General features: G+C 51.8%; 12 protein-coding genes. 5 read left to right on the forward strand and 7 right to left on the reverse strand.

Annotated features, from left to right (window positions below):
* Positions 1-29 precede the first annotated feature (29 nt).
* The 4 genes from CFF01_RS02310 (at position 30) to CFF01_RS02325 (ending at position 4,455) form a co-directional block, all read left to right on the forward strand.
* Complete coding sequence (locus CFF01_RS02310) at positions 30-1,208, forward strand: AAA family ATPase (protein WP_088903725.1); 1,179 nt, start codon at positions 30-32, stop codon at positions 1,206-1,208.
* 554 nt (positions 1,209-1,762) lie between these two features.
* Positions 1,763-2,167 (forward strand): hypothetical protein, encoded by a 405-nt coding sequence (locus tag CFF01_RS02315; RefSeq protein ID WP_033538823.1) that lies wholly within the window; start codon positions 1,763-1,765, stop codon positions 2,165-2,167.
* Between the two features lie 291 nt (positions 2,168-2,458).
* Positions 2,459-3,625, forward strand: a complete 1,167-nt coding sequence (locus CFF01_RS02320) for a BamA/TamA family outer membrane protein (RefSeq protein WP_088903726.1) — start codon at positions 2,459-2,461, stop codon at positions 3,623-3,625.
* Positions 3,626-3,759: 134 nt separating this feature from the next.
* A complete protein-coding gene (locus CFF01_RS02325; protein WP_088903727.1) occupies positions 3,760-4,455 on the forward strand; it encodes a hypothetical protein in 696 nt (231 codons plus the stop codon).
* Positions 4,456-4,511: 56 nt separating this feature from the next.
* Here CFF01_RS02325 and CFF01_RS02330 read toward each other — a convergent pair whose 3' ends face one another.
* The 5 genes from CFF01_RS02330 to CFF01_RS02350 all read right to left on the reverse strand — a co-directional run bounded on the left by CFF01_RS02330 (position 4,512) and on the right by CFF01_RS02350 (position 8,273).
* Positions 4,512-5,783, reverse strand: a complete 1,272-nt coding sequence (locus CFF01_RS02330; RefSeq protein ID WP_088903728.1) for a hypothetical protein — start codon at positions 5,781-5,783, stop codon at positions 4,512-4,514.
* Positions 5,784-5,829: 46 nt separating this feature from the next.
* A complete protein-coding gene (locus CFF01_RS02335; protein WP_088903729.1) occupies positions 5,830-6,441 on the reverse strand; it encodes an excalibur calcium-binding domain-containing protein in 612 nt (203 codons plus the stop codon).
* A 97-nt stretch (positions 6,442-6,538) separates the two neighbouring features.
* Positions 6,539-7,534, reverse strand: coding sequence for a permease (locus tag CFF01_RS02340; RefSeq protein ID WP_088903730.1), 996 nt, complete (start codon positions 7,532-7,534; stop codon positions 6,539-6,541).
* 112 nt (positions 7,535-7,646) lie between these two features.
* A complete protein-coding gene (locus CFF01_RS02345; RefSeq protein WP_033538817.1) occupies positions 7,647-7,892 on the reverse strand; it encodes a thioredoxin family protein in 246 nt (81 codons plus the stop codon).
* Between the two features lie 63 nt (positions 7,893-7,955).
* A complete protein-coding gene (locus CFF01_RS02350; RefSeq protein ID WP_198387110.1) occupies positions 7,956-8,273 on the reverse strand; it encodes an ArsR/SmtB family transcription factor in 318 nt (105 codons plus the stop codon).
* Positions 8,274-8,627: 354 nt separating this feature from the next.
* On the opposite strand from CFF01_RS02350, the gene CFF01_RS02355 reads away from it, so the two are divergent.
* Positions 8,628-10,655 carry a S9 family peptidase gene (locus CFF01_RS02355; protein ID WP_088903732.1) on the forward strand — a complete coding sequence of 676 codons (2,028 nt, stop codon included), beginning with the start codon at positions 8,628-8,630 and terminating at the stop codon, positions 10,653-10,655.
* 68 nt (positions 10,656-10,723) lie between these two features.
* On the opposite strand, the gene CFF01_RS02360 is transcribed toward CFF01_RS02355, so the two are convergent.
* Both CFF01_RS02360 and CFF01_RS02365 read right to left on the reverse strand, forming a co-directional pair.
* Positions 10,724-10,978, reverse strand: coding sequence for a DUF2999 family protein (locus CFF01_RS02360; RefSeq protein WP_033538815.1), 255 nt, complete (start codon positions 10,976-10,978; stop codon positions 10,724-10,726).
* Positions 10,979-11,036: 58 nt separating this feature from the next.
* On the reverse strand, positions 11,037-12,629 hold the full coding sequence (locus CFF01_RS02365) for a bacteriohemerythrin (RefSeq protein ID WP_033538814.1): 1,593 nt from the start codon (positions 12,627-12,629) through the stop codon (positions 11,037-11,039).
* Positions 12,630-12,643 lie beyond the last annotated feature (14 nt).

Consider the following 12,643-nt stretch of genomic DNA (forward strand, 5'->3'; position numbering starts at 1 on the left):
CATTAGGCATTTATAGTAAAGGTACGTAAATGAACGAGGTATTACTACAGATAAAGGCGCTCACCAATGGCGACCCTTTGTTGACGGCTGTAATTGTTGGAGTATTAACGTTCGCGTTAATTGGACTCACAGGCTACATACTAAAAGATATCTTCACTAAGGTGTTTAGTTGGCTCGGTAGCCTGCTGTTTATACGGCTGACAATCGATGACAGCCATAATGCGCGCACAGAGGTATTCAATAAACTGTCCTTCTTGATCAGTAATACTACCATTCCGCTTTTTTCACGCTCTATCTCTGAGGCTGTTTACTTTGACTACAGTGTGAATTATGACGGCCGTATCAGTGTTAAGTCTATCGGCTATGGTATGCACCTGTTTAAATACCAAGGCTGCTACATGTTGGCGACTCGCGCTAAGGTCGCTAGCACTATGGCATACGACACCATTACTGTTATCGCACCATGGTGGGCAAAAGATAAGCTACATAATCTTTTAGAAGATACGCGTGGAGACATATCGACTGCGCCAAAAGTGAGTATTTTCGAGGAAACCGAATGGTGCCGCTATGGCACATTGAAATCAGAGGGTTTCAGTGAACTAGTGCTAGATGCAGGGTTCAAACAGGAGTTTATGGGGGAAGTTGATAACTTCGCCAGTAGCGGTAAAGGGGTTGCAAGTAAGCTCACCATATTGTTACACGGAAAAACGGGGACGGGTAAGACGGGTATCGCCAGAGCCTTAGCCGTTGAGTATTGCCGCGATCTATACATATTGAACCTATCGACTGTCAATGATGCCACGATTCATAAGGCCATCAGAAAGGTACCGCCCGGATCTATGCTGTTGATAGAAGACTGTGACTGTGTAAAGGCGACGGTATCACGGGCTGCTGAAAGTAATGTCGATAATCCACCATTAACCTTAGGCGGCGTGCTAAACGCCTTAGACGGAGTCATTCCACTGGATGATTGCCTGGTCGTCATGACCACAAACCATGTTGAGAATCTCGACCCCGCGCTGATACGTAAAGGTCGTGTCGATGTCAGCATTGAAGTCCCGCTTATCAGTGCAAAACAAGTTAACGAAGATTACTTTGAGCGTTATGGCGCAGTACTTAACAGAACTGAGCCAATGCTAGGGTGTGAGGTTTATGAACTGCATCGTCGAGCAAACTTAAGATACAGTGTGTGTTGCAAGCCTTTGTAACCGCTTCCTCTTAGTTAGACTCATTGAGTGGTCAGCTCATGTTGGCCACGCCTTTCACAAATTAAGTACTTATTAGGGGCTGAGTAGGTTTTCCTCAGACCCTTCGGCTGTATCAGTGGGCTCATAATAAGCGGGGTCATCATCAGCGGAGCCAGAGTCAGCGGGGCCAGAGAAGGCTTTATGTGGCCTTACAGGGGCGACACACACGCTTCCAACCTGCCGATTATCGCCAGGCACAGATAAACGAATCGTCACTGATTTCCTTTTCTCGTTTTTACTCATCTGTCAGTAAGGCTGAACGGGTAAATCGTACTATTCTGCGCCACTCCCTTTGATTGACCAGGCCAAGCCAAGCATTACAAAACACCAAGCGTTACAGTTAGGGCACTTTTCGTCGGACTCTGTGTTTAGAAAGCCCTGCGTAGAGCGCTTTGTAGCTTGTTGGCGCTTAAATCATATGGATTGATTTAACTGTTTTTAAGATTTGTCTCAGCTTATTGGGTTAGCATGATGACTATATCGTGTTTGGAATAGTCATTAAGGGAGTGAGCATCATGGATAATCAGCAATTAAACGGCGTTAAGCGAGGGCCTTGGGTAGCCATTGGCGTGAGCTTGGCAGTCGTCGCGCTGATCGGTTTGTTGCTGGCGATGATGCCAAAAGGGTTTAAGGCGACCCATGAAGAGATAGGTACAGGTAAGCCTGCTGTGGTGTTTGTTTACGATCCTAACTTGGCGGTGAGCCATAGTCAGACCGAGCAGATGAACGAAGCGCGAGGTCACTTAGGCGACAATGTGCTGTTTTTACTCGCCAGAGTCGGCACGCCAGAGGGCGATAATATGATCGCTAAGTACCGTGCTGGGTCCGCCGAACTGCTGTTATTTGATGGCTCGGGTAAGCTGGTAAAACGTCAGTTTGCAGTGCAAGACGCCAATCAATTGATGCGCTGGGTGCGCTAATCTTCTGTTGAGGGTGTTAGCCATCTGTTGGGTGAGCGGGTTATTGTGGCGCTCACCCTATTAATATCTTAATCCGCTCGTTCAACCACTTATCCTAAGCAGCTTTGCTGTGTCTCTGTTTCCCCGTTTACTGAACATTTGTTAATCGAAAAAGTCGTTGTTGAAACCCGCAGGGGTGTTAAAATGCCGCTCGGTTTGCCGTCGCTGTTGTTGCCATCGTCGTGAGTAACAGTTTTAAAAGCGTTTGTTTGCCTGATTACATCTTATTTTTTACTAATCATTAGAGTCTCTATGAAACGGATTTTATGCTTATCCCTGCTGGCCTGTTCTCAAATGGCCATGGCCGTCGAACCTTTGATTCAAACCCCAAAAGATATGGAGCCCACCTGGGTCGATGAGATCCTCGACGTGTTTGGCGCCGACGGTGAATTTGATGACAGCAAGCCCATAGATATGAGTTACCTGCCGACCGCCTATTACACCCCCGAGAAGAAGTTCGGCGTGGGCCTCTTGATGGTCGGTCTGTATAAGACAGAGGGCGCGGCGCCCGAGGAGCAGCCTTCATCATTGGTGCTCAACTCTTTTGTGTCGATGAACAACTCATACGGCGTTGAAGTGGAAAACATGACCTTCTTCAACGGTGGTAAGCAGCGATTGCTACTGGGGCTGGAGCTACATAACGAGGCGTCTGTTTACTATGGCCGCGGGATTGCCGATGGCAATATCGACAGCAATCACCATGAGTTTGACGAGCAGCTCTACAGCTTTACGCCGCGTTGGATGACCCAGGTGGCCGACAACTATTTTATCGGTGTGGGCGCCGACTTTACCTATGTCAGCGCCGACAAGTTCACCCGGGTAGAGGGGGATATTCCTCTGCCATCTGATGGCATTTTGCCGGACAACTTTAGTTCGGGCCTGGTGGTGACCAGCATCTATGATTCGCGCGACTATCGCCTCAATGCCACCAAGGGCTGGTTGTTCCAGCTCGATGCGGGCTTGTATCAAAATAGCGAGTACGACAGCTTCGCCAAGTATGATCTTGAGCTGGCCAACTATATCGATCTCAGCAGCACTGCTTTGTTAAGCAATATGCCTGGGCTTATTGCCTGGCAGGTACAGGGCCACTTTACCAGTGGTGATGTGCCGTGGAACATGCTGCCTGATCTTGGTGGTTCCAGTGCCATGCGTGGCTATATCAAGGGACGTTATCGCGACAAGCAGATGATGATGGGCCAGGTCGAGTATCGCCTGCCTATCTTCCAGCGTTACGGCATGGTGTTCTGGGGCGGCGTGGGTAGCGTGGCCGATAAGGTAAGCGAGTTAAGCGATGAGCTGCTGACCTCTTACGGCGCAGGTTTCCGCTTCAAGATTAAAGATAACATCAACCTGCGTTTCGACGTGGGTGTGGGTGAAAATGAGACCAATTTTTACCTTAATGTGAACGAAGTCTTCTAAGTATGCCTGATTGTTCTGAGCCCAAGACTTGGCAATGGCCAAGGTCACTATCCTCACTCCTGGCAGTCGCCGTTTTTGCGGCGAGCCCGCTAGCGCTTGCTGGTACGAATGAGGTCGCCTCTGGCGGCGCACCGATGAGTGAGGACAGAGTGCTTGCGGAACAGGCACTTGAGCAAACGCCTGAGTGCACGCGCAGCTCAGAATACGACATCTATCTTAGCGGCATACACACAGGCACAATGAGCCGCACCGAGCATTGGCAGGGCCAAAGCGCCGTGGTGACCTCTAACAGTGAGGCCAGCATCTTAGGCATAGGCACTCGCTATCGGCAGCGGGCTGAGCTGGCGTGGTCGCGTGATACTCAAGAGTGGATCACCCAGGCGTTTCATCAGCAGGTGAGCGGTTTTCGTAGTAGAGACATGCAGGTGCGTTTTAGTGATAATGGCCGCGCCGCACGGGTGGATCTGGACGGCGAGGTGACCCACTATCGCTCCGATGAAACGGCGCTGCGCGATGTGGATACTCTGGCGCTAGAGATCCGCCGATTGTTAATGCAGGGGCGGAGCCAGTTTGCCTTGATCCGCCAGGCATCGGATGCGACCGAGCGCTATCAATACTATGTTAAGGCGCCGCAGCCGGTAGAGGTGGCCCCTTGGGGGGAACTGATGCTGGTGCCGGTGGAGCAGACGGGGGCCGAAGAGGTGACCTACTACTTTGCTCCAGAGCTGGACTATCAGCTTATCAAGGCGCGCTATCATGGCATCTTGCTGCAAGGCCTTATCCAGCTTAATCACTACAGTTCTACTTGCGACTCAAGCCCTTCGGTGTGAGTCGCTCACCTCATGATGACATCAAATGATGTCAGCCAAGTTTAGTTGCCAGGCGCCTAGCCATTTTCATAGTGGGCAATGGGCAGCTGGCTGACGCTATCGAGCCGCCAGGCGCCCTTTTCATACACAAAGCTGACACTATGCAGGGCATCTTTGAAGTCATAGCGTGTGCGCGAGTCCGGCAGTGCATGGTTAAATTCAACCTGAATGTGTTGATAGCCATCGCTAAGGGACAGTTTGCCTAGATGGTTGGGCAGGTCAATCAAGCGGCTCAGCGCCTTATCTAATTCGCGATCTTGTATGGGCAGTTGCTGTTTAAAGCGTTCGCTAAACAGCGATGCGAAAGCCTGTTTATCTTTGCTGTGGGTGTAGGCGGCAATCGTCCAATCGGCCAGTAGTAGATCGAATGCCTTGTCGGCCTGAGTCAGAGAAGCGATGGGCGTCTTGTTGTCGTTGGAGAGGTAACGATTGAGTGTCGATTCGGCCTCTTTGACCGCGTCGGTGAAGATCTGCGCCACCTTGCTAGCCGCCGGTTGCTGGCTCGCCTTAAGTTCAGCTGTTACTGCCAAAATGGCATCAACGCGAGCCAGCCAGCTGTCGAAACCTTTCATGAGCCCTTCGAGCGAGGCCTTATGTTGCTTCATTACCTCGGCAACGGCAGCATCGTCTTTACGGGCTTCCCTTGCCTTAGTGCCGACATAATCGCTATAGGTGCTGCTTAGCAGGCTCTGGGGCGAATCGAAGTAGAGACCCGCGCCGCTATAGGGGTCGACCCAGAGATCTGAGGTATCAATAGGTGCTATGGACTTGGGTGACATGCCGTCAAAGTAAAGGTTAGCCAGTGTCGTCTTGTGTTTATTGATGAAGTTGCCTTTGGCTTTGCTGTCTGAGGCGGGCAGCTGTTGGTACTGGGTTGCCAGTTGTTGCAGCGCCGTTGATGTTTGGATTCTCTGGCTGGCATAGTAGCCACAGCGCAGGTCACAGGCTCGCTGGGTGAGGCTAGAGGCCGCTCCTAAGTTGATCGCCTTGCTTTGCACGAACACTTCGGCGGTATAGATGCCTCTGGGGAGTGCGCCGCTCTTATCCTTCAGGTAGATCGTGTTGTTGGGGCTGTGACGTCCCACAACTTGGAGATCTTGCTTACTGACGCAGAGGGAATAGTCGCGGCTGGTGACTGGCAGTTCCTTGTTATAGGTGGAAACGACCAGCTTATCCAGGCTGACGCCTTCGGGCACTGTACCTGTGATGCTGAGGTCACACTGCTGGGCGTTGGCACTCAGCGCCATCGCGCCTAAACCTAGGCCGATAATTAGACATCCTTGTTTCATGGAGCTTCCTTGTCATTGTTGATTTAAATAGGTTCTGCGTGATCCCTTAGCGACACCACTGTCGTTCACAGGGAATGCCATCGCCGTCGCCATCCATTTGGGTATCGGGACAGTTGCGATTGTAGTAGGTGGCCTCTTCGCAGGAGCGCATCTGGCTGCAATGTGTCTTGCCTGCCTCGCAGCGAAATTTGGGTGTGGCCGGTTGCCACTCTTGGGTGTTTAACTTAGGCAAATCCTCGTTGGTGATGATTGGCGTCGCATTAAGCGCCTGATATTGTTTGAAGCCAAAGCTGCCGATACTCACCAGCAAGATAATGAAGATCACCCGCTGCAACAAGGAGCCGGAGCGTCGATGAGAATAGTGGGACGACGGCGTACGGTCTCTACTTGGTGCGGACTTTGGTTTGGGAGTGTTAGCCCGTCCTGACACTACGCCAGAGACTACGGCGACGCCTTCGATACTCGCCTTAACGGCTTTAAATTTGCCATCACTTTGCTGCTGGCGTTGGTAGATGATTTCATCACCCACCACAGGCTTTCTCGCCATCTGTTTCAGGGCCGAGATATGGATAAATACGTCTTGGGCATTGGGCGTGTTTGGCTTGATAAAGCCAAAGCCTTTGTCGTCGTTCCAGCGAACTAGGGTGCCTCTTTCCATGGCGGCTAGTGTCCTTTATATGTGTTATTTGTATGTCTATTCAGTGGCTAAGGGGAGTCACCGCGCTTATGCTAGCGTGAAACGACCTCTTTTGTCATCAGCTAAGGGTGATTAGGTTTAGCACCCAGCCCATTAGGGTAAAGGCGACCAGAAGCAAAGCAAACAACAGGGCCAACAGGCGCCACTGCATTACCTGTTTGAGCATCACAAATTCGGGAAAGCTGGCGGCAACGGTACTCATGCAAAACGCCAAGGTTGTGCCCAGAGGAACGCCTTGTATCAGCAGGCTTTCCAGTACCGGGATCACTCCTGTGGCGTTGGCGTAGAGGGGGATCCCCATTAGCACTGCAATAGGCACTGACCACCACTGGCCGTCGCCTAAATTGGCCTCCAGATAGCCGGCGGGGACAAAGCCGTGCAGCGCCGCGCCTAAACCGACACCTATGATGACCCATTTCCACACCCGGCTAAAGATATCCCGCGTTTCCGCCTTGGCAAATTGATGACGCTGGCGCCAGCCCATGGACTGGCGTTGCTGGCTGCTGGTGGCGCTTTGTTGTGGCTGCGCCTGTCCACGGTTGTAGGCGTTGGCGGCAAGGGGTTGCAACCAGCGCTCGGCGTGCAGCAGGTCCAGCAAGGCGCCGCCGAGCATGCCTATGGTGATGCCGGTAAGAAGGTAGAGCAGGGTGATCTTAGCGCCAAGCAGGCTAAACAGCAGCAGTATGGCAACCTCGTTGATTAGCGGTGAGGTGAGCAGAAACGCCATGGTGATCCCAACCGGGATGCCTGCAGAGGTAAAGCCGAGAAATACGGGAATGCTGGAGCAGGAACAGAAGGGGGTGATGGCGCCAAAGCCTGCGCCCATTCCGTAGCCGAGAAACTTAGGTTTGCCCGCCAGATAATCCCTTACCCGCTCGACATTGAGGGAGGCTCGCAGCCAGCCAATGCCATAGATCATCAAGATGAGCAGGGCGAAGATTTTAGTGGTGTCTTCGACAAAGAAGTGCAGCGCCTGCCCCAAACGGGTATCACTGGATAAGCCTAAGAGGCCATACACCAGGCCGTCGGCGAGTAGTGTAAACCAGGCGAACATAGACACTCCTTAGTGAATGTATGGTATGCGCTTTTGCTTGGACCCTAGGTGGTGGGTCCAAGCTATCGCGCAGTAGTTATCGCGCAGTAGCTATCGCGCTAGGGCGAATTAATTACGCCTGATTGGCTTGATTTAGCAACAGGGCTAACTCAGCTTCTGACGGAACATGGCCAGAGGTCACCACCTTGCCGTCGATCACGATCGCCGGGGTCGACATCACGCCATAGGCGGCAATCTCAACCATATCGGTAACTTTTACCAGTTCCATCTCAATCTTTAAGCTATCGGCCACCTTCTGTATGTCGTTGGCCAGGTTGGTGCACTTTTTACAGCCACTGCCTAATACTTCTATCTTCATCTGTTTTTCCTTATCTGACGGATTGAATTTTCATGCCCGGCGCCCTTGAACAATGACGAACTATTACTTACCGCAGCAGCTGTCAGGCGTTTGCGTATCAAGGGCGGTCTCGATACAGCTCAGCATGCTTAGCAGGCAAGGCGTTTCCAGGCGGTAGTAGATTTGCTTGCCCTCACGGCGACTGGTGACGATCCCCGCTTTTTTGAGCTGTGATAGATGCTTGGAGACGGTGGAGATGTCGGCATCGACCCCGTCGGTCAGCTCGCAGACGCATCGTTCCTGGTGTTCCAGCTGTTCAACCAGCCAGAGACGAGTAGGGTGGGCCAGCGCCTTGAGTAAGCCAGCGCGGGCATTGAGCCTGGTTTGCTGTGTTTGCGTCATCTTAGGATTCATCGCGCGCCTTAAAAATGTGTTGGCTTCATTTGGCATAATAGCCAAATGTTTTTTGGGAGAATAGTTTTTCATCAATGGCTTAGGGCTAAATCGTGATGGGTGTTTCACTTTTTATGGCTTTGTGAACTGGGTGTGAATCCTGTTTTGCGCTATTTGAAATTGCGCTTTTTCTTAGAGGTTGTGCTTATTTTCTTGAGACTGGGGTAAGGAGATTGCGACGGGAGAAAAGGGCTACAGCTTTGTTATCGATAGCGCTAAGGTAGTGGGGTTAAGTTTGGTTTAAGTTTAAGGCACGATCATCTAGGCTAAATCAAAATAAAAACAACTTGAAGGAGAGGACGCGTGAAGAAAATAGTCACCCTGTTACTGTGCATCTTGATGCCGGTAACAACTGTGTTTGCCGAGACGGGCAAGCCACTGTCGGTGGAGGTGCTCTGGCAGCTCAGCCGTATTGGCAATCCTAGCATCTCCCCCAATGGCGATTACATCATCGCCCCTGTGACTGAGTACGATGTGCCAGAAGATAAGGGCAATACTCAGTTGTGGTTGTTCGATAAAGACGGTGAGCAGCAGCGCGCCCTGACCGCTAAAGGGATGCGGGTTAGCGAGCCGGTATTCTCACCAGACAGCAAGACTCTGGCCTTTATCAGTAAGCGTGATAAGGATGAAGCGGGTCAGATCTACCTATTGCCTATGGATGGTCCGGGCGAAGCTCAGCGCTTGAGTGAGGTGCCGAGCGGTGTCTACGGCCTTAAGTGGGTGGGTGAGCACCTCTACTTCATCAGCTCGGTTTATCCCGGTAAGAACTGGACCGAGATAGGCGAGCAGCTCAAGGCCGATAAGGATGACAAGGTGTCGGCTCAGCAGTGGAACGCGCTGCCCTATTCTAGTTTCGACCACTGGATTGATGAAGGCCGTCAGGCTCATGTGTTCCGTATTCCCGCTAAAGGCGGTGATGTGGAGGCGATTACTCAGCCCCTAAACATTGAGCTGCCGCGCTCATACCAAAGTGCGGGAAGCTATGATATCAGCCCGGATGAAAGCTGGATTGCCTTTAACGCCAACGGCAGTGATGATCAGGTCAACCCTAAGATAGATATCTTCCTGGCGGCTATTGGTAGCGGCAAGGCTGAGAATATCACCCCAGACAATCTGGCACCGGACAGCAACCCTAAGTTCAGCCCTGACGGAAAAACCTTGGCCTTCACCCGCCAGCACATTCAGGGTTTCTATGCCGACACCGCCAAGCTGATGCTGTTTGATCTGAACAAGCGCAGCACTAAGATGCTGGCCAAAGAGTGGGACCGCTCGGTTTCGCGCTGGGTGTGGACGCCAGACAGTAAAGGCTTTTACGGTGCCATCGACGACGCGGCCACCGTTCGCCTTTATCATATCAATGCTAAAAACGGTAAGGTGAAGGCCATTACCAAGGCGACCAACTTCGGTCAGCCTGCTGTGGCAAATGACGGCACGCTCGTGGTGGCCAACGATAGCTTCTTATATCCGGCGCGTCTGGTGAAGCTCAACCCCAAGAACGGCAAGATGACGCGTTTAGACCGCTTTAACGACGAGATCCTCGCGGATGTCGACTTAGGTACCTATGAGTCTGTGACCTACAAAGGTTATCAGGACAAAGAGATCCAGATGTGGGTGCATTACCCACCAGGGTTTGATCGCAGCAAGAAGTACCCTTTGATGATGCTGGTGCACGGCGGGCCACACAACGCCATCTCTGACGGTTTCCACTATCGCTGGAATGCTCAGACCTTTGCCTCTTGGGGCTATGTGACAGCCTGGCCTAACTTCCATGGCTCTAGCAGCTTCGGTCAGGAGTTTGCCGACAGCATCAACCCAGACTGGAAAAATAAGTCACTGGAAGATGTGCTCAAGGCGGCCGATTGGTTTAAGCAGCAATCCTGGATCGACGATAAGCGCATGGTGGCTGGTGGTGCCAGCTACGGCGGTTACCTGACCTCTATCATTCTGGGGCAGAAGCATCCCTTCAACGCCCTGCTGATCCACGCTGCCGTATACAACATGTATTCGCAGATGGCGGCAGATTTTTCTGTGCATAGTCCACGCTTTGGCAACTACTGGGATAACCCAGAGATCTATCAGTCTATCTCGCCTCACTATGGCGCGGCTAACTTCAATACGCCAACCCTAGTGATCCACGGTCAGCTGGATTATCGCGTGCCTGTGGGCCAAGGCTTTGAGCTGTTTAGAACCCTGCAGACCCGTGGTGTGGAGTCGCGCATGATCTACTTCCCTGACGAGAATCACTGGATCATGAAGCCCAATAACTCCATCTACTGGTATAACCAAGTGAAAGATTGGATGACCCGCTTCGCCGAGCCGGGCGGAAAATAATCCGTTTGTAATAAAAAAGGCTGCCCCGATTTATTCAGGGCAGCCTTTTTTTCACTCATCTGGCTTGATTAAGGTTGCTGTAGCTGGGCCTTGGCCGCCTCTACCTTGGCGAAATCTAATCCCAGCTCGGTCACGGCTTCTTTGATAAGGGCCGGGTTTTGCATCACCAGCGCCATAAGCTGTTGCAGTTTTTCAGGGGCGATGCCCAGCTGGCCAATGGTACCCATCGCCATCAATGGGTTTTCGGTCAGGGCCTGAAACAGCTCCTGGATCTGAGTGTCGCTGACATTGTGTTCTTTTAAGATCGCAATAATGGGATTCATTGCATTACCTTATCTTGGTTAAAAGTAAAACAGGCCGCAAGTTTAGCATCCTCTGCGACTAGCTCAAGCCATTCTCCTTAAAGCAGGCGACAAAAGCCTTGTCTTCCTTTTGGATATGCTGGCTGAGCCAGTTTTTTAGAAACGCCATCAACTCATCACCAATATCTTCCCCCTGTTCGACCCGGCGTTGAAACGCCAGCACCTTGCCTACCAGTTGGTGGTGGAAGTCGGTATGTTGCTTGTCCTGGGGATAGCCGAATTGTTCAAACAGCGTCTCTTCATATTTAAAGTGGTTGGCGGTGTAATCGATCAGCCCCTGTACCACCCGCTTGATAGAGGCCAGGCCATAGTTGTGATGGAGTAGGTAATAGAGTTCGTTGATCAGGTGTATCAAGGTTTGGTGCTGGCGATTGATCTCGGCCAGATTAAGATCCAGTGCGTCGCTCCATTCGATCAGTTTCTCGCGGCGCTTATCTTCGCGGGCTATCTGTTCGCTGTCGGTGGCAAAACGATGCAGTAGTGAGTCGATTTCGCCCGCCAGATTTCGCACTGTGATACTGGCCAGTAGGGTTTCCTGAGTTGCTTTAACATTCTCATCTGACACCTTATCCACTTCCACCAGACAGGTATCCAGCAATTGAGTCTGTTCAACCTGTTGTTGCGAAGCCTCGGCGATCTGATGGCCTAGTGTGTCTATGCTTTCAATTTGTGCCACGAGTTGTTCGAAGTGGCTTTCAGCCTCTTCGGCGACAGATTGCGAGTGCTGCACGCTCTGGCGATTTTTCTGCATGGTGGTAATGGCGCTACTGATCTGAGTTTGCAGGTTAGCGATCTTGTTGCTGATATCTTCTGTGGCTTCCTGGGTACGCTGTGCCAAAGATCGCACCTCGTCGGCCACCACGGCGAAGCCTCGACCCAATTCGCCTGCCCGGGCGCTCTCGATAGCGGCGTTGAGGGCTAGCAGATTGGTCTGCTCGGCGATGCTACTGATGGTTTCTATCACCTGACCAATTTGCAGACTCTCCTGCTTCAGCAGCTCGAAGTTTTCATCTGAGGCGGCAAACTGTTCGCCCACCTCTTCCAGCGCCAGCTCAAGGGAGCGCATCTCTTTCTTACCTCTATCTGCCTGAAGTTTCGACTCGCTGGCGAGCTGCGAGGTGGACTCACAAAAGCTAGAGACCTCGGCTGTGGTTTCAAATAAGCGAGCGACGATCTGCTTGGCCTCCAAAACATCGGCCTTTTGCCGTATCGCGCCGCCTTTCGAGGTCTCTGAATCTGTCTGTACCGTATCGGCCACATTGACCAGTTTCAGGGTCGACTTATTGAGGGAAAACAAGGTGCGAGAGAGGTCTTCGCCTATTTGATTGAAGGCCTTGAACAGCGGGCCGCCAATGGCGGTTTGAGTCTCTAAGCGGACGCGTAGATCGCCCTCAGAAAGCTGAATTGCGGCGTTGCGCAGTGTGTTTAACATGTTACGCATCGACACTTGCACAGAGAGAATAAGCAGAAAGTAAACCAGTAGTAATAATAACCAGGGCCATTGGCCTTGTTGCAGGAGGAGATAAGCTATCGGTAGTAGGGGAACGCCGAGCAGCAGACTCCATTGAAAGGCTGTCAGCGAAGCGATCCTTTTCGCCATTTTATCAATCATTCCGAAACCTTATG

The sequence above is a fragment of the Shewanella marisflavi genome (genome assembly GCF_002215585.1).
Taxonomy (GTDB): Bacteria; Pseudomonadota; Gammaproteobacteria; order Enterobacterales; family Shewanellaceae; genus Shewanella; species Shewanella marisflavi.

What these genes read in the sequence shown, in the direction of transcription:
- CFF01_RS02310 (WP_088903725.1), top strand. Translation starts at nt 30, where the DNA reads ATGAACGAGGTATTACTACAGATAAAGGCGCTCACCAATGGCGACCCT.
- CFF01_RS02315 (WP_033538823.1), top strand. Translation starts at nt 1,763, where the DNA reads ATGGATAATCAGCAATTAAACGGCGTTAAGCGAGGGCCTTGGGTAGCC.
- CFF01_RS02320 (WP_088903726.1), top strand. Translation starts at nt 2,459, where the DNA reads ATGAAACGGATTTTATGCTTATCCCTGCTGGCCTGTTCTCAAATGGCC.
- CFF01_RS02325 (WP_088903727.1), top strand. Translation starts at nt 3,760, where the DNA reads ATGAGTGAGGACAGAGTGCTTGCGGAACAGGCACTTGAGCAAACGCCT.
- CFF01_RS02330 (WP_088903728.1), bottom strand. Translation starts at nt 5,783, where the DNA reads ATGAAACAAGGATGTCTAATTATCGGCCTAGGTTTAGGCGCGATGGCG.
- CFF01_RS02335 (WP_088903729.1), bottom strand. Translation starts at nt 6,441, where the DNA reads ATGGAAAGAGGCACCCTAGTTCGCTGGAACGACGACAAAGGCTTTGGC.
- CFF01_RS02340 (WP_088903730.1), bottom strand. Translation starts at nt 7,534, where the DNA reads ATGTTCGCCTGGTTTACACTACTCGCCGACGGCCTGGTGTATGGCCTC.
- CFF01_RS02345 (WP_033538817.1), bottom strand. Translation starts at nt 7,892, where the DNA reads ATGAAGATAGAAGTATTAGGCAGTGGCTGTAAAAAGTGCACCAACCTG.
- CFF01_RS02350 (WP_198387110.1), bottom strand. Translation starts at nt 8,273, where the DNA reads ATGACGCAAACACAGCAAACCAGGCTCAATGCCCGCGCTGGCTTACTC.
- CFF01_RS02360 (WP_033538815.1), bottom strand. Translation starts at nt 10,978, where the DNA reads ATGAATCCCATTATTGCGATCTTAAAAGAACACAATGTCAGCGACACT.
- CFF01_RS02365 (WP_033538814.1), bottom strand. Translation starts at nt 12,629, where the DNA reads ATGATTGATAAAATGGCGAAAAGGATCGCTTCGCTGACAGCCTTTCAA.